The organism is Pandoraea sp., assembly GCF_041919235.1.
Classification (GTDB): Bacteria; Pseudomonadota; Gammaproteobacteria; order Burkholderiales; family Burkholderiaceae; genus Pandoraea.
On sequence record NZ_JAYRUC010000011.1, the window covers coordinates 69,613 to 90,286 of the forward strand.

20 protein-coding genes and 1 tRNA gene are annotated in these 20,674 nt (G+C 64.6%); 6 read left to right on the forward strand and 15 right to left on the reverse strand.

Features of this window, described 5'->3' with window-relative positions; all coding sequences use genetic code 11:
* Positions 1–94: 94 nt before the first annotated feature.
* From ACE3UG_RS10895 to ACE3UG_RS10940, 10 genes are all read right to left on the reverse strand, one after another.
* Positions 95–487, reverse strand: a complete 393-nt coding sequence (locus ACE3UG_RS10895; RefSeq protein WP_374623474.1) for an EscU/YscU/HrcU family type III secretion system export apparatus switch protein — start codon at positions 485–487, stop codon at positions 95–97.
* Positions 484–1,920, reverse strand: coding sequence for a flagellar hook-length control protein FliK (locus ACE3UG_RS10900; RefSeq protein WP_374623476.1), 1,437 nt, complete (start codon positions 1,918–1,920; stop codon positions 484–486). Before ACE3UG_RS10900 ends, ACE3UG_RS10895 begins: the two co-directional genes overlap by 4 nt.
* A 40-nt stretch (positions 1,921–1,960) precedes the next feature.
* Positions 1,961–2,299 carry a flagellar protein FliT gene (locus ACE3UG_RS10905; protein ID WP_374623478.1) on the reverse strand — a complete coding sequence of 113 codons (339 nt, stop codon included), beginning with the start codon at positions 2,297–2,299 and terminating at the stop codon, positions 1,961–1,963.
* Positions 2,292–2,726, reverse strand: coding sequence for a flagellar export chaperone FliS (fliS, locus tag ACE3UG_RS10910; RefSeq protein WP_374623480.1), 435 nt, complete (start codon positions 2,724–2,726; stop codon positions 2,292–2,294). Before fliS ends, ACE3UG_RS10905 begins: the two co-directional genes overlap by 8 nt.
* A 22-nt stretch (positions 2,727–2,748) precedes the next feature.
* The gene (gene fliD / locus ACE3UG_RS10915) at positions 2,749–4,854 is read right to left on the reverse strand and encodes a flagellar filament capping protein FliD (protein WP_374623482.1); all 2,106 of its coding nucleotides are present in this window, start codon (positions 4,852–4,854) and stop codon (positions 2,749–2,751) included.
* Positions 4,855–5,010: 156 nt separating this feature from the next.
* Entirely contained in the window at positions 5,011–6,423 is a 1,413-nt protein-coding gene (locus ACE3UG_RS10920; RefSeq protein WP_374623485.1) for a flagellin, read from the reverse strand.
* Positions 6,424–6,905: 482 nt separating this feature from the next.
* On the reverse strand, positions 6,906–7,565 hold the full coding sequence (locus ACE3UG_RS10925) for a response regulator (protein ID WP_374623487.1): 660 nt from the start codon (positions 7,563–7,565) through the stop codon (positions 6,906–6,908).
* Complete coding sequence (locus tag ACE3UG_RS10930) at positions 7,562–8,467, reverse strand: sensor histidine kinase (RefSeq protein ID WP_374623490.1); 906 nt, start codon at positions 8,465–8,467, stop codon at positions 7,562–7,564. Before ACE3UG_RS10930 ends, ACE3UG_RS10925 begins: the two co-directional genes overlap by 4 nt.
* Positions 8,468–8,837: 370 nt before the next feature.
* Entirely contained in the window at positions 8,838–10,232 is a 1,395-nt protein-coding gene (locus ACE3UG_RS10935) for a sensor histidine kinase (protein WP_374623493.1), read from the reverse strand.
* The gene (locus ACE3UG_RS10940; RefSeq protein WP_374623496.1) at positions 10,225–10,896 is read right to left on the reverse strand and encodes a response regulator; all 672 of its coding nucleotides are present in this window, start codon (positions 10,894–10,896) and stop codon (positions 10,225–10,227) included. Before ACE3UG_RS10940 ends, ACE3UG_RS10935 begins: the two co-directional genes overlap by 8 nt.
* Positions 10,897–11,157: 261 nt before the next feature.
* On the opposite strand from ACE3UG_RS10940, the gene ACE3UG_RS10945 reads away from it, so the two are divergent.
* The 3 genes from ACE3UG_RS10945 to ACE3UG_RS10955 all read left to right on the forward strand — a co-directional run bounded on the left by ACE3UG_RS10945 (position 11,158) and on the right by ACE3UG_RS10955 (position 14,191).
* Positions 11,158–12,207: an ABC transporter substrate-binding protein gene (locus tag ACE3UG_RS10945; RefSeq protein ID WP_374623499.1), complete on the forward strand. Its 1,050-nt coding sequence runs from the start codon at positions 11,158–11,160 to the stop codon at positions 12,205–12,207.
* A gap of 198 nt (positions 12,208–12,405) precedes the next feature.
* Positions 12,406–13,239: an ABC transporter ATP-binding protein gene (locus ACE3UG_RS10950; RefSeq protein WP_374623502.1), complete on the forward strand. Its 834-nt coding sequence runs from the start codon at positions 12,406–12,408 to the stop codon at positions 13,237–13,239.
* 82 nt (positions 13,240–13,321) lie between these two features.
* Positions 13,322–14,191, forward strand: a complete 870-nt coding sequence (locus tag ACE3UG_RS10955; protein ID WP_374623505.1) for an ABC transporter permease — start codon at positions 13,322–13,324, stop codon at positions 14,189–14,191.
* Between the two features lie 106 nt (positions 14,192–14,297).
* On the opposite strand, the gene ACE3UG_RS10960 is transcribed toward ACE3UG_RS10955, so the two are convergent.
* The 4 genes from ACE3UG_RS10960 to ACE3UG_RS10975 form a co-directional block, all read right to left on the reverse strand.
* On the reverse strand, positions 14,298–14,900 hold the full coding sequence (locus ACE3UG_RS10960) for a YSC84-related protein (RefSeq protein WP_374623507.1): 603 nt from the start codon (positions 14,898–14,900) through the stop codon (positions 14,298–14,300).
* 274 nt (positions 14,901–15,174) lie between these two features.
* The gene (locus ACE3UG_RS10965) at positions 15,175–15,603 is read right to left on the reverse strand and encodes a hypothetical protein (RefSeq protein WP_374623510.1); all 429 of its coding nucleotides are present in this window, start codon (positions 15,601–15,603) and stop codon (positions 15,175–15,177) included.
* 142 nt (positions 15,604–15,745) lie between these two features.
* On the reverse strand, positions 15,746–16,501 hold the full coding sequence (locus ACE3UG_RS10970; RefSeq protein WP_374623512.1) for a response regulator: 756 nt from the start codon (positions 16,499–16,501) through the stop codon (positions 15,746–15,748).
* A gap of 86 nt (positions 16,502–16,587) precedes the next feature.
* Positions 16,588–17,697: an ATP-binding protein gene (locus ACE3UG_RS10975; protein ID WP_374623515.1), complete on the reverse strand. Its 1,110-nt coding sequence runs from the start codon at positions 17,695–17,697 to the stop codon at positions 16,588–16,590.
* A gap of 283 nt (positions 17,698–17,980) precedes the next feature.
* On the opposite strand from ACE3UG_RS10975, the gene ACE3UG_RS10980 reads away from it, so the two are divergent.
* The gene (locus ACE3UG_RS10980; RefSeq protein WP_374623518.1) at positions 17,981–18,679 is read left to right on the forward strand and encodes a flagellar basal body L-ring protein FlgH; all 699 of its coding nucleotides are present in this window, start codon (positions 17,981–17,983) and stop codon (positions 18,677–18,679) included.
* The gene (locus ACE3UG_RS10985; protein ID WP_374623521.1) at positions 18,679–19,212 is read left to right on the forward strand and encodes a hypothetical protein; all 534 of its coding nucleotides are present in this window, start codon (positions 18,679–18,681) and stop codon (positions 19,210–19,212) included. The genes ACE3UG_RS10980 and ACE3UG_RS10985 overlap by 1 nt, the downstream gene beginning before the upstream one ends.
* Before the next feature lie 57 nt (positions 19,213–19,269).
* On the opposite strand, the gene ACE3UG_RS10990 is transcribed toward ACE3UG_RS10985, so the two are convergent.
* A tRNA-Arg gene (locus ACE3UG_RS10990) sits at positions 19,270–19,345 on the reverse strand.
* Positions 19,346–19,724: 379 nt separating this feature from the next.
* Here ACE3UG_RS10990 and ACE3UG_RS10995 point away from each other — a divergent pair.
* Positions 19,725–20,624 carry a cytochrome c5 family protein gene (locus ACE3UG_RS10995; protein WP_374623524.1) on the forward strand — a complete coding sequence of 300 codons (900 nt, stop codon included), beginning with the start codon at positions 19,725–19,727 and terminating at the stop codon, positions 20,622–20,624.
* Positions 20,625–20,674: the final 50 nt, after the last annotated feature.

Below are 20,674 nucleotides of genomic sequence, written 5' to 3' on the forward strand. Positions count from 1 at the left end.
AAGCCGTTGCCCCTGGGTGTTCGCTGCTCGTCAGCGGTCAAGGGGCGGGACGGATACTTCACGTCATTCCCGCCAGACGTGCGAAAGGCGGGATCTAGCGCGTGCGGTGGTCTGTGGACGGACCGGCGAGACCGTTGGAAGGTGGCGTGGGCGCGGTCGCCGGCGTGTCGGCTTGATGTTCAGGGGCAGCGACACCCGGTGGCAGCGGCGGTGGATTGCCGCCCCGGCTCGCTTCGAGCTTATAGAGCCACGCCAGCAATTCCGCGACAGCCTGATAGAGCTGCGCGGGAATCCGTTGATCGAGATCGACCTGCATCAGCAGGCTCACCAGTTCCGGCGATTCGTGCACGTACAACCCGTGCTCGTGCGCCGTGCGCACGATCGTCTCGGCGAGCAGGCCGTAGCCCTTTGCGACCACGCGCGGCGCGGTGTCTTTCGCCCCGTAGGCGAGTGCGATCGCCGTTCGACGTTCGGGAGGCAAGGTCATGCGGTACCTCCGGCGGCTCCGGCATCGCGGGTCGCCGACGCGTCGCCTACAGAGGGCGCCGTCGACCCGGTCGCATCGGCGTGCGCCGGTGACGCAACCAGACTCGCGCTCGCCGCCTCGCTCGCTCCGCCCACATTGGCGAGCGCGCCGAACGACAACTGGCTCGCGACGAGTCCGACGGCGGCCAGTCGTTGACGCAAGGCCTCGCCCTCGTGCGACAGGACTTCCGCCGAGTTCGTCGAATCGGTCAACAAGCGGGCTTGCAATTGCTGCCCCGACAAGCCGAGCGTGACGTCGACCGTGCCCAGCAGCGGTAGCGTGAGACGCAGATGGGTATGCCACGTCGACGGGGCGGCCGGCTCACCGGGCGTCGTTTGCCCGGCGCGCTCTTCGACCTGCCATGTCATCGGCGCGCCCGGCCACGCCGCGCCGTTCCACTGAAATTGCGGATTCACCAACATGTCGAGCTGCTGGCGCACCAGTGTCACGCTCTCGGCAGGCGCATTCGCCACGGCGGCAATCGCCCCGGCCGGGCCATGCGGCGCGCCATTGGCGAGCGAGCCATTGGTGCTGGCCGCAAGCGTGGGGTCGCCACCCTGAGCGCCCGGCAGCACGCTGCTCGTCGCGTGCGCAACGCTGGCGGCATGGGCGAGGGCATTGGCCGAGTTCGGCAGATTGGTGCTCGCGTGCAGGCCGCCATCGGCGACCTCGCCCGTCGTGGACGATGTGGGTGATGCAGGTGAAGCGGGAGCGTCCGGCAGTGCCGGCGCAGGATTCACCGCAGTCGCGAGGGTCGGATGGCCGAGCGCCGGCCAGGCGGTGGCGAGTGCGGCTTCCGCGCCCGCCGGTCCGAGTAGCCGCGTGAGCGGCCCAGGGCCGGGCAGGGTGGCGTCGGCACCGGCCGCTCGCAACTGCGCAGCGAGATTCGCAGACGCGGGCCAGCGTAGCTGCGGTTCGGCCTGCAACTGCTCGAACGACCGGCTACCCGACGCCCACTGCGCCAGGTGCGATTCGTAAAAGAGACCGCTCGCGGACAACGCTTCCTTCAACGCGGCGGCGAGCAGCGGCGCAAGCGCTGGCGCGCCGGTGCCGGGGGCGGCAGGCCAGACCGGTGCGCTCGCCTGCACAGGGCCGGGCGAGTCGGGCGCCAGACGCAGAATCGTGTCGATGGTGCGCGCGGCGGCGGAGAGCGTCGCTTGCTGAACCGAGGTGGGGAGCCGATCGGTGCTCGGCGTGGATGTGTTGCCAAGACCCACGGCCGCTGGCGACGTTCTGGCCGCCAGGTTGCCAAGCGCGGAGGTCGCGTCGCCAGTCGGCTGCGAGCCGGAGACGGCGCTGGGGGCGTTGGTCGAGGCGACGCCCGGTCCAATGCCGAGTAGTGAATCGAGCCGCCGTGCGAGCGTTGTGGCCAGCACCGAGTCGAGACCGGCCATGTCTTGCTCCGAAGGGCGGACGACGAGACGCGCTGGCGCGTCAGGTGCCCAGGTTCAAGCCGTAGACTTCGTGCAGGGCACGTTGACGGCGTGTGCTGTTGATCATGGCGTCCAGATGGGCCAGACGCGGCACCACGAGATCGCGAATCGCGGCATCGTCCGCCAGAATGCGCCGGATGATGGCGTGTTTGCGCGCGCGTTCGTCTTCGGTGAGAGGCAGGGCGGCGTCGATCTGTTTGATCGAGTCGACCTGCGCACGATACCGGGACTCGAGATCGATGAGTGCATCCCAGTCGCCATCGCGCGCCACGCCAAGCATGCGCTCCGTGAGGCCGGCAATACTCTCGTAGCAGTTCAGCAAGGTCGTGGCTTCATTCATAGCGCACTCCGGTGCCCGCCTGTGCGGCGGGGGCGCCCGTGCCGGCCGCCGGGGCGATCTCGCGCCAGGCCGAGGCAATCGTATCGAGCAGGGTGTCGACTTCCTGAACCTTCGACACATCGTTCTCGAGATTCGCCTCGAGCAGCTTGCGCGTCATGTGATCGTACAGACTCGCCAGGTTGGCCGAGAGTTCGCCGCCGACCTCCATATTGAGGCCGTCCTTGAGTCCGCCGATGATCGAGATGGCTTTACCGATGGCATTCCCGCGCTCGGCGATATTGCCCTGTTCGAAAAACAGTTGCGCACGAAGCAGCGCGGCATGCGTGCCGTCGAACAACATCATGACGAGCTGGTGCGGGCTGGCGGCAAGCACCCCCGTCTCCAGCCCGACCTTGCGATAAGCATTGGCGGCGTTCTGGCCGTACATGAGCGTTCTCCAGGAGCCGGGCTTACTTCGATGACGACGAAGAAGACGACGAACCGCCAAGCACCTGCTTGAGATAGTCGCTGGTGTTCTGCAGCTTGGCCATCGTTGCGTCCAGTGCCGTGAACTGGGCGAGATAGCGGTTCTGCATCTGCGTCATCTGGTCCTGCCAATCGCTTTCCTGCTGCTGCACTTGCTTGATGCTGTCGTTCAGGTTCGACTGGGCGGTGCTGATGGCCCCCTTGGCGCTCAGGAAGTTGCTGACCTGGTTCGACAGCAGCGACGCATAGCCTTGCGAGAAGCTGATGGTGCCGCGATTGCCGAGATTGGTGCCGGTGACCTGAATCTTGAGACCGTCGGTTTGCGTACCCGCCGCGCCGGTCAGGAACTGGCCGCTGCCCGTCGCGATCACGCCACCGATCGAGCCACCGACATCCACGCCGTCGGTGCTGGGCGACGCGCCCGTGCCGAACAGCGCGGTCAGCGCATTGCCCGACGTGACACGCACGTTCGACGCAGAGCCATAACGGTTCGACGTAATCGAGAGCACCCCGGCGGTCTGCTTGACGGCCACCGTCGAGCCGTTGGCGACGAACTGCGAGTTCCCGTTGATCGCGGCCTGCAAGGCGGCGGCCATCTTGTCGGGTGTGTAGGTGCCGTTCGGGATGGTGATCGACGTGCTCTTGCCGTCGACTTGCACCGTGAGCGTATTGTTGGTCCCGTCGATGACGGTGTTCGCGCCAAGCGTCACGGTCGACGTGAGCGTACCCTGCGTCGCCAGACGCGTAACCACCACGTCGTACTGGCCCGGTTGCGTGTTGCTGGTCGAGCCCTGGTAGCTGATCAGGCTGTCGCTGGTCGTGCCGTTGGTGGCGAGCAGCGAGGCGAGTTGGGCAAACCCGCCCGAGGCGATGGCTTTTTGCAGCTTGCCCGAATCGACTGCGAGCTGACCCGACGTATCGGTGGCGGTGCCGCTGCCGTCGCCGGCCTGGAATGTCACACCGATGTCCGCGAGCGATGTCAGCACCGATCCCGAGACCCCCGGCAGCTTGCCGTTCAGGATCTGTTGAATCTGTGTCGTGATCATCTGCGTGGTCGAGTCGCCGATCAACGGACCGTTGTTATTCGAGGTGCTGCCGGGCGAGGCGCCCGACTTGTCGAAATACGTCAGTTGGGCGATGGCCGAATGCAGCGTGTTGTAAGCGGTGACGAAGTCGTTGACCGACTTGGTGACGCCGTCGCTGTTGTTGCTCACGCTGACGGTGGTCGTGCCGGTCTTGAGCAGGCTCATCGACAGACCTTGCACGGCGCTTTTCACCGTGTTGGTCGGGCTCGACACGGCGAGGCCGTTGATGGTGAGGCTGGCGTTCTGGCCCGCCGCCGTTTGCGTCAGGTTCTGCGTGCCGGTGGGGTCGTACGCCAGCATGTTCGTGAGCGTGGCGTCGCCGCCGGCGGCCACGTCGACCTTCATGCTCATGGTCTGACCGGTCTGCGTCGAGGTCAGGACCAGGCGGTTCGGCGTGGCGCTGCCGTCATTGACGATCGTGGCCGTCACGCCGCCGTTGGCGGCATTGATGGCGTCGCGAATGCCCTGCAGCGAGTTGTTCTGGTTCGTGATCGTGACGGTGAACGGCGACTGCTGGGCATTGGGCGAGAAGCTCGCGCCAGTGTAGGTGCCGTTCGCGAGCGTGCCGCCCGAAATCGTGCCGAAGCTGAAAGTCAGTTGGGTGGACGTGCCGCTGCCGATCGAGGCCGCGGCGTCCGACACGCCCGCCGTCGACAGGCTTTGCGCCTGCGCCAGTTGCGTCGTGTTGATCGTATAGCTGCCGGCCTTCGCCGTGGTATCCGCCGAAGCCGTGAGGAAGGTCGCATCGCCTGGCGTGGCGGTCATCTGAAGAAACGACGACGCAGACGACAGGTTCGACAGCGACGATTGAAACGTACTCAGCGCCGATTGCAGACTGCCGAGTGCCGAGACCTTGGTCTGATAGCTGGCCTCTTGCGACTTGAGCAAGCTTAGCTTTTTCGTAGCCGGCTGCATCAGGCTGGTGACGAGCGCGTTGACGTCCAGCCCGGAGCCAATGCCCGGAGACGAAATGGAGCCCGTTGTAGAACTGCCGCTACTCGCCATAATTGCTCGCTCTCAAAAATAGTTGCACTACTTGCAAAACACCGGCACTCAAGATGGCTGCCTTTGTAATGCTTGCGGCGGCGCCCCCCGCGAAGGTGGCGCCGCCGGCAGCCCGGCCAAGTGGCCGCCGGGCGTCAAACCCTGCCAAACAGGCGCTTACTGGAGAAGCTTGAGCACTTGTTGCGGCAGTTGGTTGGCCTGGGCCAGCATCGAGATACCGGCTTGTTGCAGGATCTGCGACTTGGTCAGGTTGGCCGTTTCCGCAGCGTAGTCGGTATCTTGCACGCCCGAACGCGCCGTGGTCAGGTTCTGCGTCGTGGTCGACAGGCTCGAAATCGTCGACTGGAAGCGGTTTTGAATAGCGCCCAGGGTCGATTGCAGCGTGTCGACGGTGCCGATGGCCGAGTCGATCTGCGAGAGCATCAGCGTGGCGCTGTTGACCGTCTTGACGTCGGCCTGTGCCAGGCTACCGCTCGTGGCGTAGGTCGTGGCAGCCGTCGGCAGGCCCAGCTTGGTCAGAATAGCCGGCGTGCCGCCGCTGATCTGGAATGCCGAACCCGAGCTCAGGTGCATCGCGCCCGTGTTGTCGACATACGCGTTCACGCCGCTGTTCGACGAGTTGATCGCGTTGGCCAGGTCGCTGGCGCTGTTCATCTTGCCAGTGATGTTCGTGGCCTTGCCGTTGACGGTCAGGACCAGATCGCCTGCAGCCAGCGTCTGCGAGAACGTCGAAGCGACGGCAGTCGACGTGGTCGTCACACCGGCGGCGGCACCGGCGACGGCCAAGCCCAGCGTGGTGGCGTCTGCACCAGCGATCGTCATCGTTTGTGCCGCGTCGGTGTTGGTGATGGCGATTTCACCGGCCGAGTTGACCGAAGCGACGTTGCCCGTGAAGCCCGCGGCTTGTGCGGCGGTGTTGATCGCCGTGGCCAGGTCGGCCGAGCTGTTGTACGTGCCGGCCTTGACGTTGACGGCGGTGCCCGTGCCCAGTTGAACGGTCAGCGCGGAAGCGGTGAAGCTCAGCGGGTTGGCGGCCGACGTCGTTTGCGCAACCGAGCCGATGCTGGCGATGGTCATGCTTTGTTGCAGGTTGACCGAGATGGTCTGGCCTGCGTTGGCGCCCACCTGGAAGTTCGCGGTGCCCATCGAGCCGTCGAGCACGTTCAGGCCGTTGAACGACGTTTGCGTGGCCAGGCGGTTCACTTCAGCCAGACGCTGTTGAACTTCCTGGTCCAGTGCGGCGCGGTCCGAAGCCGAGTTCGTCGAGTTGGTCGACTGAACGGCCAGCGTGCGGATGCGTTGCAGGTTGTCGGTGATCGCCGACAGGGCGCCCGCGGCGGTTTGCACCAGCGAGATACCGTCGTTGGCGTTGCGCTGCGCTTGCTGCGTGCCGTTGATCTGGGCCGACATGCGGTCCGTGATCGCGAGGCCGGCGGCGTCGTCGGCGGCGCTGTTGATGCGCATACCCGAGGACAGGCGCGTGATCGAGGTTTGCAGGCCCGATTGCGAAGTGCTCAGGTTACGTTGTGCAACCAGCGAGAAGATATTGGTATTGATGACAGATGACATTTAGCCACTCCTTTCCCAAAATTTTTGGCTCCGGCTTAAGCGCCGTAACTTCGGCTCCACAGCCAATCGCCGAAAGCCGCCGTTGTAGGGGATATCGGACGGCCATTGGGAAAATTTAGGGTGATTTCACAAAATGCTCGGTCACCCCCCACCGACGGGTGCCGTCGATGTAGGAAAAACGCTAGTGAGCCAGTCTACAAATTTCCTCCACGATTGATCGGCCAAGCAAAGGGGCAATGTGCCGCTTATTCATGCCCTGTAAGGCTTGGAGAGGCGGCGAAGGCGATTTCGAGCGCTCGACATGGCGCTCGATTCTCGATCGATGGGGGTGCTGTGGCGGTGTCTAAGAAATTTTTTTGTGCGCGCGAAAATTCTTCGTGGGGCGCGGTGCCGCCAGCAACGACACCCGGAAATGCGCATGGCCCGCTTGCGCGGGCCATGAAGTGATTGCTTACTTTTTGTGGCGGGCGCCGCCGCTTAGTTCAGGCGAAGACGGGCCCCATCTCGGCGCTGACCAGGCCGTGCTGCATCACGTAATACGTGAGTTCTGCGTTGTTGTTCAGGCGCATCTTCTCCAGCAGGCGCGTGCGATACACGCTCACCGTTTTGACCGAGAGCGAGAGCGCGTTGGCGATGTCCGTCAGGCGCTTGCCCGAGCCGATCATGCACAGCGTTTGATACTCGCGGTCGGACAGGCGCTCGTGCGGGGGCTGATCGGCGTCAGGACCGAGGAAGTCGGCGAGCGTTTCGGCGACCATCGGGCTCACGTATTTGCGGCCGGAGGCGACCTGCCGAACGGCCGAGACCAGTTGCTGCGCGTTCGAGCGTTTGCTCAGGTACCCGGCAGCGCCGGCCTTGAGCGCCCGAAGCGCAAACTGGCCTTCGCCGTACATGCTGAAGATCATGACCGGCAGGCGCGGGTGTTTGCGCCGCAGCGTCTTGAGAATTTCCAGGCCGTTGGTATCGGGCAGCGAAATATCGAGCAGGACGATGTCCCACTGCGCCGCGTCGGTCATCTCCAGCGCTTCCGCGCCGCAATCGGCTTCGCCAATGACGGCGATGCTCCCGCTATCGGAGAGCAACTGCCGCACGCCCTGACGCACGATGGCGTGGTCGTCGACGATGAGCACTCTGAGCGTCATGATGGGTATCCGTGAAGAGCCAGGGATTCCGGGACATGGCGCCCGGTGGCGGGGGCCGCCGCCGGGGCCGGCAGGATCTGATGCCAGGGAAGACGTGCGCTCACGAGCGTTCCCGATCCTTGACCACTGCCAATGCGTAACGTGCCGCCAAGCGCTGTGCAGCGCTCGCGCATGCCAACCAATCCGAAATGACCCTGCTTGCGACGAGCGCCGCGGGCCAGGCCGCAACCGTCGTCGGAAATCGTGAGTTTGAGTGAGCGGTGACTGCCGTCGAGTGCCACGACCACGCGCGAGGCGCGCGCATGCCGGGCGACGTTGGTCAGCGATTCCTGCGCGATCCGGTACAAGGCCAACACCGCGTCGGGGGTGAGGTTCGTGACACGCTCGCGCGTCACGTCGTCGCAGCGCCAGATGCACGTGAGGCCGCTTTGCTCGCCGAAGCCGCGCAGCCAGCGGCGCAACGAAGCGACAAGGCCTGCGTCGAGCGCCGGCGCACGGGTGCGGCCGACGAGTTCGTCGGCGGCCTCTTGCGCAGCGTTTGCGGCGCCTTGAATCTCGGCGCAGAGCGATTGCCATTCGGCGGCGTCAGCCGGGGCCCGCAGCGCAAGACGTGCCACCACCAGTTGCAACGCCGTGAGTTGCGCGCCCAGTCCGTCGTGCATCTCCCGTGCCAGACGCGCGCGCTCGGCTTCGCGAGCGGCGTCGATCTTGCGCGCCACGGCCTGCGCCAGCGAGCGCGTTGGCCCTACGCGCACAGTGCGCGCGGCAGGCTCGACCGGCAGCGGCGTGTCGCACCCGGCCGGCGAGTCCGAGATCGGCGTCACGGCGCGCGTGTGCAGCGCGTCGTCAAGCGACACGCGACGTCTCGCAACCTGTGTGGCACGATCGACGAGATACGGCATGAAGGCAAATCCCTGAGAGAAAAAGTCCCGTGCCGCACCCCGCGCGGCCAGACCCACATTCAATTTAACAAACTTTACATTTCGTCACAAATGCGTGCGATCAGCGCCCGAACGGCTGACGAAAGATCATAACTATTTGATTTGGATCAAGAAGTAGTCACTTCCCTAAGAAAGTTTCTGCAATGACCCCAAATCTATCAGGGTTTGTCCTAGCGAAATGCGTCGAGCGCATGTTTCAAACGAAATTTCCGATATAAACAATTGTAACGCCTTAATTTTTATCGCGACTTCATACAGTTGTGATTTTCTTGCAGACAACGACGAGGGTTTTCCGTGCGCATCATCGGTAACGTAGCGCGAGTGCCGTTCACTATGGGGCGTTGCGCTCGATATCAGCATCCAGCGGTAACGTCACGGTGACGATCAGGCCGCGGCCGTCGTCGCCCGGCGCCAGCGTCACCGTGCCGTGACTGGCCGCGACGATTTCCTTGACGATGGCCAGCCCCAGGCCGGTGCCGGGCTGACCCGGCGGCGCGTTGCGGTAGAAGCGTTCGAACACGCGCTGACGTGCCTCGGCGTGGATGCCCGGCCCGTCGTCGACGACGCGCAGGCGGGCCGTGCCGTCCTGGCCGTCGATGGCGACGGTCACGCGTCCGCCTTCGTGGATATAGCGGATCGCATTGTCGACAAGATTCATGACCATCGCGTGAAACAGTTCGCCATTACCCGCGACCCACACATGCGCCTCGACCGTCTCGAGTCCCAGATCGATATTGCGCCGTTGCGCGAGCGCGACGAGTTCTTCGAGCACGCCGGAGGCTGCGGCCACCAGATCGACGCGCGAGCGCGAGAACGCGGGGGTATCGGCCGCCTCGGCCTGCGAGAGCAACAACAGCTTGTTGGTGAGGTCGGCCAGCCCGCGGCTGCTCGTTTGCATGGCGGCGAGCACGTCGACGAGGGCGGCGCGGTCGTCGAGCTGCGCGGCGAACTGCAATTGCGTGTCGAGCAGCGTGAGCGGCGTGCGGAGCTGATGCGCAGCGTCGGCCACGAAGCGCCGCTGTTGCTGGGCCTGCGCCGAGAGGCGTTGGATACACAGGTTGATGGCGTCGACGATTGGGCGCAGTTCGGTTTGCAGATGGCCGGCGCGAATCGGCACCAGCTCCTGCGGCGCGCGTCCGGCGACCTCATCTTTGAGGCGGATGAGCGGATGCAGCTCGACCGTGAGTCCGATGAGCACCAGCACGGCGGCCAGCGCGGCCATTGCGATCTGCCGATGCAGCGACGGCTCCCACAACTGCGCGAGCATCTCGTCGTGGGCGTGCATCGTCTCGGCCACCACGACCGCCACCTGATAGGGCGTGCCCGAGTTGTACATCGTGCGCACGTAGCTGACCGCCCGCAGCGGTTCGCCATCGACGACGACGCTCGAGTAAGCGGGCGACGTGGGGGGGAAGAGCGCGGGACGCGGAAAATCAGGGGGGCCGGCGAGCAGTTGGCCGTCTTGTGTGACGACCTGATAGAACACCCGGTCCCGCGCAGGGGACGCGAACAGTTCCAGCGCGGCGGGCGGCACGCTCACACGCAGCGCGCCATCGACCCAGGAGAGTTCGCCGGCGATGACCTGTGCCGAGGTGAGCAGTGCCCGGTCCTGCACGAGTGCGGCGGTGTCGCGGGCGCTGCGATAGGCAAGCCAGCCGCTCGCGCCGATATAGAACGAGAGGGGCAGCATCAGCCACAGCAACAGCCGCACGCGCAGGCTAAGCATCTTTCTCGCGCAGCAGATAGCCCAGGCCGCGCAGCGTCATGATGGCGGCGTGGCTCGTCTCGAGCTTCTTGCGCAGACGATGAATATAGATTTCGATGGCGTCGGCGCTCGGTTCGTCGTCGAGACCGAATACGCCGTCGACAAGTGCGCTCTTGGCGACCGTTTTGCCCTGCTTGCGCATGAGAATTTCGAGCACCGCGTGCTCGCGCGATGGCAGCGCGAGCGGTGCCCCCGCGATCGTGAATTGCCGCGTGCCCGCGTGATAGCTCAGATCGGCGCATACCAGATCGGCGCTTTGCTCGGGCGCATGGCGACGCGCGAGCGCTTTGACGCGCGCGATCAGCTCGCGCACCTCGAACGGCTTGACGAGATAATCGTCGGCGCCGGCGCCCAGGCAGTCGACCTTTTCGTCGACGGAACCGCTGGCCGTGAGAATGATGACCGGCACGTTGTTGCGCCGCTCGCGCAGCCGTCGCAACACATGCTTGCCGCCCAGCTTGGGCAGCATGAGATCGAGCAGCACCACGTCGTACGTCTCCGTTTGGAGCAGACGGTCGGCGGCGTCGCCGTCGCGCGCGGCGTCGACCGTGAAGTTGTCGTCGCGCAGCATGCGGGCGAGCCAGTGGGCGAGAGTATCGTTGTCTTCGATCAGCAGCAGTTTCATGACGGCAAAAGCGTAATGCGACGGCGAGTGTGCCCGCGTAACCCGCACAAGCCAACAGCGGGTAAACACCCACCTGCCGCGAACGAAAACCTGCATGGAGCGAAAGCTCGATGAAAGCTTCGATTTTCTACAATCGGTACCAAGGCAGAGGACACGATTCAGAGGACCGCTGCCCGGGCCCTGCGGCGAAGCACGCGGGGCCGGCCGGCGCCGCAACCCGACGCTTGAGCCATTATCCCTAAAAACGATGGAGACACCATAATGCGAGCAAGCCTTGGCGTGCATACGCCGAAAGCCTTCGTGAAACCTGTTCTGGCCGCCGTGTTCGGCGCATCGCTGGCGATGGCCGCCGTGCCGAGTTTTGCCGCCGACAGCGGCAAGATCACGATCATGGTGGGCGGCATCACGAAGATGATCTATCTGCCGGCCAAACTTGCCGAACAACTCGGGTACTTCAAGGACGAAGGTCTGAACGTCGAGCTGCTCTCGCAGCCGGCCGGTGTCGACGCCGAGAACGAATTGCTCGCCGGCGCCGTGCAGGCCGTGGTCGGCTTCTACGATCACTCGATCGACCTGCAAAGCAAGGGCAAGGAAATCGAGGCCATCACGGTCTTCGGCCAGGTTCCGGGCGAAGTCGAACTGGTCAACGCGAAGAGCCGCGACACCATCAAGAGCATGGCCGACATCAAGGGCAAGACCCTTGGCGTGACCGGCCTGGGTGCGTCGACGAACTTCCTCACGCAGTACCTCGCTGCCAAGCACGGCATCACGTCGTCGCAGTTCTCGGTGCTGCCGGTCGGTGCGGACAATACGTTCATCGCCGCCATCAAGCAGAACCGTATCGACGCCGGCATGACGACCGAGCCGACCGCATCGCGACTGATCAACACGGGCGATGCAGCGGTGCTCGTCGACATGCGCACGATGAAGGGCACGGTCGATGCGTTGGGCGGCGCTTACCCGGCGTCGAGCCTGTACGTGCAGCGTGCGTGGGCCGAAACCCACAAGGCCGAGGCGACCAAGCTTGCCCGTGCATTCGTGAAGACGCTCAAGTACATCAACACGCACACGGCTGCCGAGATCACCGAGAAGATGCCGAAGGACTACTACGGCAACAACAAGGCGCTTTACTTGCAAGCGCTGCAGAACTCGCTGCCGATGTATTCGCCCGACGGCCGCATGCCCAAGGACGGTCCGGAGACGGTGCTCAAGGTGCTCGCCGCGTTCAACCCGAACGTCAAGGGCAAGCACATCGACCTCTCGAAGACCTACACCAACGCGTTTGTCGACGCCGCGAACGCTGGCAAGTAAGCGTTCGATCGCTCGTCACCCTTTGACGCTGCGGTACCGACTCTGTAGTACCGACCCTGTAGTACCGGCCGCGCGGTCCCCTCGACGCGCTGCCCACCGAGCCGCCCGCACCTGACAACCGTCCGGTGTGCGGGCGGGCTCACCCCTAGAAAACCGCAACGACACCGTTCGCCCTTCGACGTAACTGAGGAGCCGGGCATGACCCAGACCATCACCCCCACTGCGCCGGCACGCGCTGCGAGTACTGTCTCGCGTGACACGCCGGCCATCGAATTCGACAACGTGTCGTGCCGCTTCATCTCGGCAGACGGCCACGCCACCATCGCGCTGCGCAACTTCAACATGTCGGTCGCGCGCGGCGAGTTCGTCGCCATCGTCGGGCCGACCGGCTGCGGCAAGTCGACCACCCTGTCGATGATCACGGGCCTGCTGCGCCCGACCGCCGGCAGCGTGCGTGTGATGGGTCAGCCGGTCAACGGCATCGATCCGCGCATCGGCTTTGTCTTCCAGAACGACGCCGTATTCCCGTGGCGCAGCGTGCGCGAGAACGTGGCCGCCGGCCCGCTCTTTCGCGGACAGTCCAAAGACGCTGCCTATGCCCTGGCCGACCAATGGATCAAGCGCGTAGGCCTGGACAAGTTTGGCGATCACTACCCGCATCAACTCTCGGGCGGCATGCGCAAGCGTGTCGCGCTGGCACAGACGTTCATCAACAATCCCGAAATCCTGTTGATGGACGAACCGTTCTCCGCACTCGACATGCAAACGCGCACGCTCATGCAGGACGAGTTGCTGCAACTGTGGTCGTCGACGTCGGGCTCGGTGGTGTTCGTCACGCACGATCTGGAGGAAGCGATTGCGCTGGCGGATCGCGTGTTTGTGCTCACTGCGCGTCCGGCCACGTTGAAGAGCGTGTACACGATCGATTTGCCGCGTCCGCGCGTGATGTCCGAAGTTCGCTATGAGCAGCGCTTCATCGACATTTCGCGTGAGATCTGGGCGGATCTGCGTGAAGAAGTGAAGATCGGTTGAATTCGAGGTCCCCGCCGGGGCATCGACAGTGATTTTGCGGGCCGCGCAACGACGCGCGCGCCTACGCCGTCAGGAGGAGGGCATGAACATGAGTGAACAGGCCATGCTGGCAGGTTTCAGTGACGCAGATCTCGCGCGCGAGGAAGCCAACGCGCAGCGTCGCATCAAACAACGCCGCGCGCTGGTGATTTTCCTGCGCGTGGCCATTCTGGTGATCGGGCTGGGCGGTTGGGAAGTGGGCGCCCGCGTGGGCTGGATCGATCCGTTCTTCTTCTCGCAGCCGAGTCAGATCGTCGCGCAGATCTACGAGTGGTGCGTGGAAGGCACGTCGCAGGGCCCGCTCTGGACACAGGTGCTCGTCACGCTCGAAGAAACCGTGCTGGGCTTTCTGATCGGCGGTGTGGCCGGTGTGATCTGCGGCATCGTGCTTGGACGCAACAAGCTGCTCTCCGATGTCTTCAGTCTCTACATTCAGATCGCCAACTCGATTCCGCGCGTGGTGCTGGGGTCGATCTTCGTGATTTCGCTGGGTCTGGGCATGGCGTCGAAGGTGGCGCTCGCCGTGGTGATGGTGTTCTTCGTTGTGTTCGCCAATGCGTTCCAGGGCGTGCGTGAAGCCGACCGCTACATGATCGCGAATGCGCAGATCCTGGGGGCGTCGCGTCGCCAGGTGACGATGTCGGTGGTGATTCCGTCGGCGCTGTCGTGGATTCTCGCGAGCCTACACGTCAGCTTCGGCTTCGCTCTGGTGGGCGCGGTGGTCGGTGAGTTCCTCGGCTCCAAACAGGGCATCGGTTTGCTGATCTCGACCGCGCAGGGCGCGTTCAACGCGAGTGGCGTGTTCGCCGCCATGATCGTGCTCGCGGTCGTCGCGCTGGGAGCGGATTACCTGCTGACCTCGCTCGAGAAGCGACTGCTGAAATGGCGTCCGGCGGCGTTCGCCAACGAGTGATGCCCACGCTCATCGCCGGCGCCTGAAGCAAAACGGCGCCACCCATCGCGGGTGGCGCCGTTTTCATTTGAGGTGGGACGCGAGGTGACTCGACCTCCCGGCGTCGTCAAATGTTGAGCTTGGAGACCTTCGTGCCTTCGATGTTCAGGTTGGCCATGAGACCGGCGTTGGTCATGACGATCACTTCGACCGGCGAGGTCGCGGTGTTCAGATCGACGGCACCGTTCGCGCCGATCTTGACCAGGGCGACGGATGCATCGGCACCGGCGGTCCAGCCGTCGGTACGCTGGAACTTGTCGAGGGCGTCCTGCGTCATGAACAGGAAGATGATGGCCTTCGACTGTGCGCCGATCTGCAGGCCGAACGACGCCGTCACGGTGTTGTAGTAGCCCCTCGTGGCCCCGCCTGAGCGCAGTGCGCCTTCACCATATTGACCACCCACGACGAAGCCGGCTTGCAGCACCTTCGGGAACACGAGCACGCCGCGGGCCTTGTTCATCAGCTCGCGCGACCCCATCACGGACGAATACATCTTGGCGAGCGTGGCATCGACGGCGGCATCGATCTCACGGCGCTTGTTGGCGTTCGCGCCGGGCGAGTTCTCGCTCATGCTGGATTGCGACGGACTCGTGGTCGTGCAGCCGGCGAGTGCGAGCGCGGCGGCGGCCGCCGCGACGGAAGTTTTCATCAGGAATTCGCGTTTTTGCATTTTCTCCCTCCAGATGGCATGTGCCGCACGTCGGGCGTGACGGCATGGATTTGGATAAAACGTCGGGCCTGTCAGGCCGATGAAGCGGGTGACGAGGACGATGAAGAGGATAATTCGGCGTCCGACGGATTGCGCTGTCTCGTGAAGCGCGGTGAGTGACGGGCAACGCGTCCGTATGACGTCGATTATGCGGTCTTCGCCTGTATTGTCAAGATAATAGTGCGATAAGTTCCGCTAACTAGCGTTGATCTTTCGCTAACTTGTAGGCCTTCGCCTACATGCACTTGCGCGCGTACTCTTCCTTGAGCGCCTTGCGTGGGTTTGTGCGTTTTGGCATGTCGACGCGATCTCCTGCGGGCGACTCGACTCGCCGCCCACGCGTGTAGACCGGTTTGTCGGGGGTGTTGGCGATCTTGTCCGCGAGGGCGCGGCACTCTTCCTGGAGGGACGGCGATCCCGTGCCGGACGCGGCGGCTTGCGATGCCGCCTGATCGCGTGCGGCCTGCGAGCATTGCTCGGACGGCAGCGGGTGGCCGAAGCTATCGAAACACACGGGTGTTTGCGCGAACGCAAAGCTGCTGACACCGAACAGGGCGGCGGCCGCGACGGTTTGAAAAAGACGTTTGATCGGAGCGCGCGACGACGTTGGCTGGGCAGTGCCGAGCATCGACCGCGCGAAGGGGGGAGCAAATGAAGCGGACATCGGAGGTATCGGGAGCATCGGGAGCATCGGGGACAGCGTGGCGGCGCGGCGTGGCATCGTCTATCTCCTCAATGGAACCGCGCCGAGGCGCGGATGGACCTATTCTGGCATTGCCCCGGCCAGCTTGTCGATAGCCGCGACGCTATGCCACGCCGCGCGCCCCTGCGGGAGCGTCCGTTCGCAACTCGAGCCGATAGCCCACACCATAGATCGACCGCACGATTTCCTCGTCGGGGCGGATCGCCTGCAACTTGCGACGCAGGTTCTTGATATGACTGTCGACCGTGCGGTCCGCGACCACGCGGTGATCGTCGTACATTCTGTCGAGCAAGTGCGCACGCGGGAACGTTTTGTCGGGATGACTGGCGAGCGTGGCGAGCAGTCGCAGTTCCACGGGGGTGAGCGGTAATTCGTGTCCATCGAGTTGCGCATGATGCCGCACGGCGTCGATGACGAGCGCGGGCGGCTGCGGTGTGATGGCGAGGGCGGCCGCCCCCTGCGCTGCCGAGGCGATGGCAGCACCGCGAACCCGGCGCAGGATCGCCTTGACGCGCGCCACGACCTCGCGCGGGCTGAAAGGCTTGCAGATGTAGTCGTCGGCACCGAGTTCGAGGCCCAGCAGCCGGTCGGTTTCCGCCGCGCGGGCCGTCAGCATGACGATCGGCACTTCGCTGATCTCGCGTACGGCGCGACAGACTTCGAGACCGTCCATGCCGGGGAGCATCAAGTCGAGCAGCACCAGCCGGGGCTGCGTTGCGCGTACGGCCGGGAGCACCTCGCGTCCGTCCGAGAGAAGGCGGCACGGCATGCCGGCCACACGCAGGTATTCCGCGAGCAACGCGGCGAGCTTGGGCTCATCTTCGACGATCAGAATCGGGGCTGTGCTGGAGGCTGGCATCGCGTCGGTCGGGAGATCGGAGGGCGGGGAATGCGGTTGCGCAAACGGTGAGGGAAACGAAGCGTTTGAGTGCATGGGCGGCGGGCTCAACACAGGGTTGACGGTGCTTGGGAACCGTGGCCGCAGCGGTGCGTGGCGCCGGACGATCCGCAGCACGCATCGTTCGCGCCGCCGGGCACGGGGCGTCGGCAGGGCAGCGTGATCGCCAACGCCAGCCCGCCCAGCGGGGAATGACGCGCAGCGATCTGGCCGCCGTGCGCTTCGACAATGTGTTTGCATAGCGCCAGTCCAAGACCCGCGCCTCCGCTGCGCCGGCTGCGCGAGGCTTCCACGCGGAACAGGCGTTCGAACAGGCGCGGGAGCGCGTCGTCCGGTACGCCGGGGGCCGAGTCTTCGATTTCCAGCCGCAGTTGCGTGTGCGTCGACGACAGGTACACGCGCACCGTGCCGCCGCCGTCGGTGTAGCGCAGCGAATTTTCGAACAGATTGCCGAGCAGTTGCGTCACGCGGTGGAGGTCGCCGTCGATGACGAGCGTGTCGTCGGGGAGGTGCACGTTGAGCGCGATGCCCTTGGCGTCGAACCAATCGCCAAACGCCGCCACCGTTGTGGCGACGCGCTCGGTCATGTCGACGGGGGCGAACTGATAGGTGAGCGCGCCAACGTCGGAGAGGGACAGTTCGTAGAGATCGTCGATCAACTTGGAGAGCAGCGAGATTTCGACGCGCAGCGAGGCAAGCGCGTTCTGCGTGAGCGGACGTACGCCGTCTTCCATCGCTTCGATTTCGCCGCGCAGAATCGAGAGCGGCGTGCGCAACTCGTGCGAGATATCGGCGAGCAGGTCGCGGCGCAGGCGGTCGTTGCGGATCAGGGTATCGGCCAGGCGGTTGAGGTCGACCGCCAGGCGGGCGAGTTCGTCGGTGCCGGCGGTCGGCGCGCGCACGCTGTAATCGCCCATCGCCATGCGGTGGGTGGTTTCCAGCAGCGGGGTGACGGGCACGAGCAAACGTTTGGCGAGGCGCAATGCAACGGCGCCGAGCAGTGCGACGCCCAGCAGCGCCAGATACATCAGGTTGTCGCCGCGTAGCCAGCGATGCCCGCCGACGGCGGCGCGCACGACGAGCGTGGTGGCCGTCATGGTGATCAGGCCCGTCGCGAAGATGGCGACGAACAGTTTGCGGGCGATACCGGAGTTCATGCGCTTGGTGACTGGGCTAACGGTGACGACTCGGGAAAACGGCGCCTGACGGGTGCGCCTGCGTGGCCTGGCTGGCCGTGGCGCGCCATTTTCTCAGCTTCGGGGCGGTGCGCGATGGGCCTCCACAAATTTTCCTCTATTTGTGCTTAGTGGCTGCACGCGCGGTCCTTACTATCCCTAACGAAGCTGGCCGTCGAGCCGTCTTCGCCATTTGCATATCGTTGATACACCTATCGAAGACGACCGGATAAGGCATCCGGACGCGGCGCGGGGGCGCCTCACCATGTCGAAGCTGTCGATGCCACCGCGCGCTACCGCGTGCGACGCACTCCGCACGGCCGCGCTGTTGGCGGCGACGGGCGTGATGCTGGGCGCCTGTTCGAGCACTGCGCCGGCGCCCACGCCGATGGCCGTGATGCCGATGCCGCGTGTCGCTAACGTGCAGACGGCTGGGTCCATCTACCAGCCGGGCACCGCCACGAACTGGTTCGAAACACCGGTTGCGCATCGGATCGGCGATCTGCTCACGATTGCGGTATCGGAAAGCTCGTCGGGCAGCAACAAGTCGCAGAGCGATATCTCGCGCAACGCGAGCGTCACGGCCAAGAGCGCGAAGGCCGATGGGGCCGATTCGGTGCTGGAGCGGTGGTTCAACATCGGTCAGTCGGCGAGCAGCTTCAAAGGCAATGGCACGAACAGCACGACGACGGCGCTCACGGGCACGATCGCCGTGGCGATTGTGGAGGTGCTGCCCAATGGCGCCTACGTCGTGGGCGGTGAGAAGCAGGTGATGCAGGGGCGCAACATGGAGACGTTCCGCGTGACTGGCGTGGTCAACAAGTTCGATATCTCGCCGGGCAATGTGGTGGCGTCGAGCAAGGTGGGTCAGGCAAAGGTAGTGCGGGTGGAGGACGGCCAGGTCGCCGATGGAAGCAGCGGCGGCTGGCTGCAGGGCATTCTGCTTGGCGTGTCGCCATTCTGATGAAGCGACTGGCGAGGGTGTTGGCGCTGGCGGCGGCGGCCAGTGCGACCTTGAACGGGTGTCTCTTCGCGACGCCGGTGCCGGTGCTGGCTGCGCAGGTGGCGTCCAGCGTGGTGACGACGGGGATGGCGCTGTCGGACCAGTTGCCGTCCGTGACACCGCCGACGGAGCCTGCCGCGCCGGAACTGCTTTCGCACAATGTGTGCATCGAGTTGGCGCCGGACGGCATCTCCGATCTGCTGCCGGCCATTCAGGGACGGTTGCGCGCGTACGGCATCATGAGCGCGATTTATAGCCCGGGCACATCGCCAACGGGCTGCCTCGTGCTCAATTATTCGGTGCGCCGGGCCTGGCGCAATTCGTTGTGGGGGAACGCGCCGAGCGAGTACCTCGCCTACGCAACGCTGACACTCAGCCAGAATGGCGCGGTCATCAATACGGTGTATTTCGACGGCAGATCGAAGTCGGTCGAATCGTGGTCGGCGTCAAACTCGCGCATGGCGCAACTGGTCGACCGGCTGGTGGTGTTTTGAGCGACGTGGACGGGGTGAAATGCGGTGAGTGGGGCGAATGGGGTTGGTACGGCAATTTGGTGCGCCCGACTGGAATCGAACCAGTGACCCTCGGCTTCGGAGGCCGATACTCTATCCCCTGAGCTACGGGCGCTGTGTTGACCACCGGAGAAGAGGGCGCGAACGCGCGACCGGCAGGCAAAGAGGTAGAAGCATAGCGGTTTTGTGGCGCGCCGTCCATGCCCCGTGCATTCTCATGCCCCACAATGCGGCAATTCAATGCCAGGCACCTCGCACGCGCGGATTTGCTGTGCATGCAGTGCCCCCGCACTTTGCGCACGAAGTACGCGGAACACCGCTTTGGGTTTCGCGTAAGCTAGGGAAAACACGGGACTTTTGCGGCGTCTGCGCACCGCCTTGGCATGTCATCGGCCAAGCGTTTGTTGCTACAATGGCTCGTTATTTTGACTGGATGGTGCCTGCTATCCGGTGTGACGCACTCGGTTTCCACAAAAACTATTGAGAGATCCCGCATGAGTGAAGCACATAACGAGCACGAGTCCCTGATCAAAACACCGAAGCAACTCATTCTCGCCGTCATTGCCGGTTTTCTGGTTCCGATCGTTATCATCGTCCTGCTGGTCAATTACGTGGGCAACAACGCCCTGACCGGCGCCGGCAGTGGCGCCATGACCGAAAAGGCCATCGCAGCGCGTATCGCGCCCGTGGCGAAGGTCGAAATCAAGGATGCCAACGCGCCGCGCGTCTACCAAACCGGCGAGCAACTCTACAAGGCCGTTTGTGCCGCCTGCCACGCGACCGGCGCGGCCGGTGCGCCGAAGGTGGGCACGGCCGACTGGGCCCCGCGCATTGCGCAGGGCTACGACGGAATGCTCAAGATTGCGCTCGCCGGCAAAGGCGCCATGCCCGCGCGCGGTGGTACCAGCCCCGACGACGTGACGGACTACGAAATCGGCCGTGCCATCGTCTACATGGCAAATGCATCCGGCGGCAAGCTGCAGGAACCGGCCGAACCGGCTCAGCCCGCGTCGGGTGCTGCTGCGGCCGCCCCGGCATCGGGGGCGCCTGCTGCGGCCTCGGGCGCGGATGCCAGCGCTGCGGCCACCGCCGCTGCCGCGATGGCCTCGCTCAAGACAGCCGCCCCGGTGGCCGCCAGCGCAGGCGGTAATCTCGAAGCGGGTAAGCAGCTTTACAACACCGTTTGTATGGCCTGCCACGCGAGCGGCGTAATGAATGCCCCGAAGTTCGGCGACAAGGCCGCGTGGGCGCCACGCATCGCCACCGGTATCGACACCCTGCACAACGCCGCCCTCAAGGGCTTGAACGCCATGCCGCCGAAGGGCGGTGCCACCAACGCGTCGGACGACGACGTCAAGGCCGCCGTCGACTACATGGTGAGCGCTGCCAAATAAGCGTCAAGCGTCGCGCCTCGCTCGCGCGAGCACTGAAAATTTCCGCACCG

Bases quoted from the DNA above. Each gene is read 5' to 3' on its own strand.
- ACE3UG_RS10920 (WP_374623485.1), bottom strand. From the start codon at position 6,423: ATGTCATCTGTCATCAATACCAATATCTTCTCGCTGGTTGCACAACGT.
- ACE3UG_RS10930 (WP_374623490.1), bottom strand. From the start codon at position 8,467: ATGCCGTATCTCGTCGATCGTGCCACACAGGTTGCGAGACGTCGCGTG.
- ACE3UG_RS10905 (WP_374623478.1), bottom strand. From the start codon at position 2,299: ATGAATGAAGCCACGACCTTGCTGAACTGCTACGAGAGTATTGCCGGC.
- ACE3UG_RS10965 (WP_374623510.1), bottom strand. From the start codon at position 15,603: ATGTCCGCTTCATTTGCTCCCCCCTTCGCGCGGTCGATGCTCGGCACT.
- ACE3UG_RS10945 (WP_374623499.1), top strand. From the start codon at position 11,158: ATGCGAGCAAGCCTTGGCGTGCATACGCCGAAAGCCTTCGTGAAACCT.
- ACE3UG_RS10960 (WP_374623507.1), bottom strand. From the start codon at position 14,900: ATGCAAAAACGCGAATTCCTGATGAAAACTTCCGTCGCGGCGGCCGCC.
- ACE3UG_RS10955 (WP_374623505.1), top strand. From the start codon at position 13,322: ATGAACATGAGTGAACAGGCCATGCTGGCAGGTTTCAGTGACGCAGAT.
- ACE3UG_RS10975 (WP_374623515.1), bottom strand. From the start codon at position 17,697: ATGAACTCCGGTATCGCCCGCAAACTGTTCGTCGCCATCTTCGCGACG.
- ACE3UG_RS10900 (WP_374623476.1), bottom strand. From the start codon at position 1,920: ATGGCCGGTCTCGACTCGGTGCTGGCCACAACGCTCGCACGGCGGCTC.
- ACE3UG_RS10970 (WP_374623512.1), bottom strand. From the start codon at position 16,501: ATGCCAGCCTCCAGCACAGCCCCGATTCTGATCGTCGAAGATGAGCCC.
- ACE3UG_RS10895 (WP_374623474.1), bottom strand. From the start codon at position 487: ATGACCTTGCCTCCCGAACGTCGAACGGCGATCGCACTCGCCTACGGG.
- ACE3UG_RS10950 (WP_374623502.1), top strand. From the start codon at position 12,406: ATGACCCAGACCATCACCCCCACTGCGCCGGCACGCGCTGCGAGTACT.
- ACE3UG_RS10925 (WP_374623487.1), bottom strand. From the start codon at position 7,565: ATGACGCTCAGAGTGCTCATCGTCGACGACCACGCCATCGTGCGTCAG.
- ACE3UG_RS10935 (WP_374623493.1), bottom strand. From the start codon at position 10,232: ATGCTTAGCCTGCGCGTGCGGCTGTTGCTGTGGCTGATGCTGCCCCTC.
- fliS (WP_374623480.1), bottom strand. From the start codon at position 2,726: ATGTACGGCCAGAACGCCGCCAATGCTTATCGCAAGGTCGGGCTGGAG.
- fliD (WP_374623482.1), bottom strand. From the start codon at position 4,854: ATGGCGAGTAGCGGCAGTTCTACAACGGGCTCCATTTCGTCTCCGGGC.
- ACE3UG_RS10940 (WP_374623496.1), bottom strand. From the start codon at position 10,896: ATGAAACTGCTGCTGATCGAAGACAACGATACTCTCGCCCACTGGCTC.
- ACE3UG_RS10995 (WP_374623524.1), top strand. From the start codon at position 19,725: ATGAGTGAAGCACATAACGAGCACGAGTCCCTGATCAAAACACCGAAG.
- ACE3UG_RS10985 (WP_374623521.1), top strand. From the start codon at position 18,679: ATGAAGCGACTGGCGAGGGTGTTGGCGCTGGCGGCGGCGGCCAGTGCG.
- ACE3UG_RS10980 (WP_374623518.1), top strand. From the start codon at position 17,981: ATGTCGAAGCTGTCGATGCCACCGCGCGCTACCGCGTGCGACGCACTC.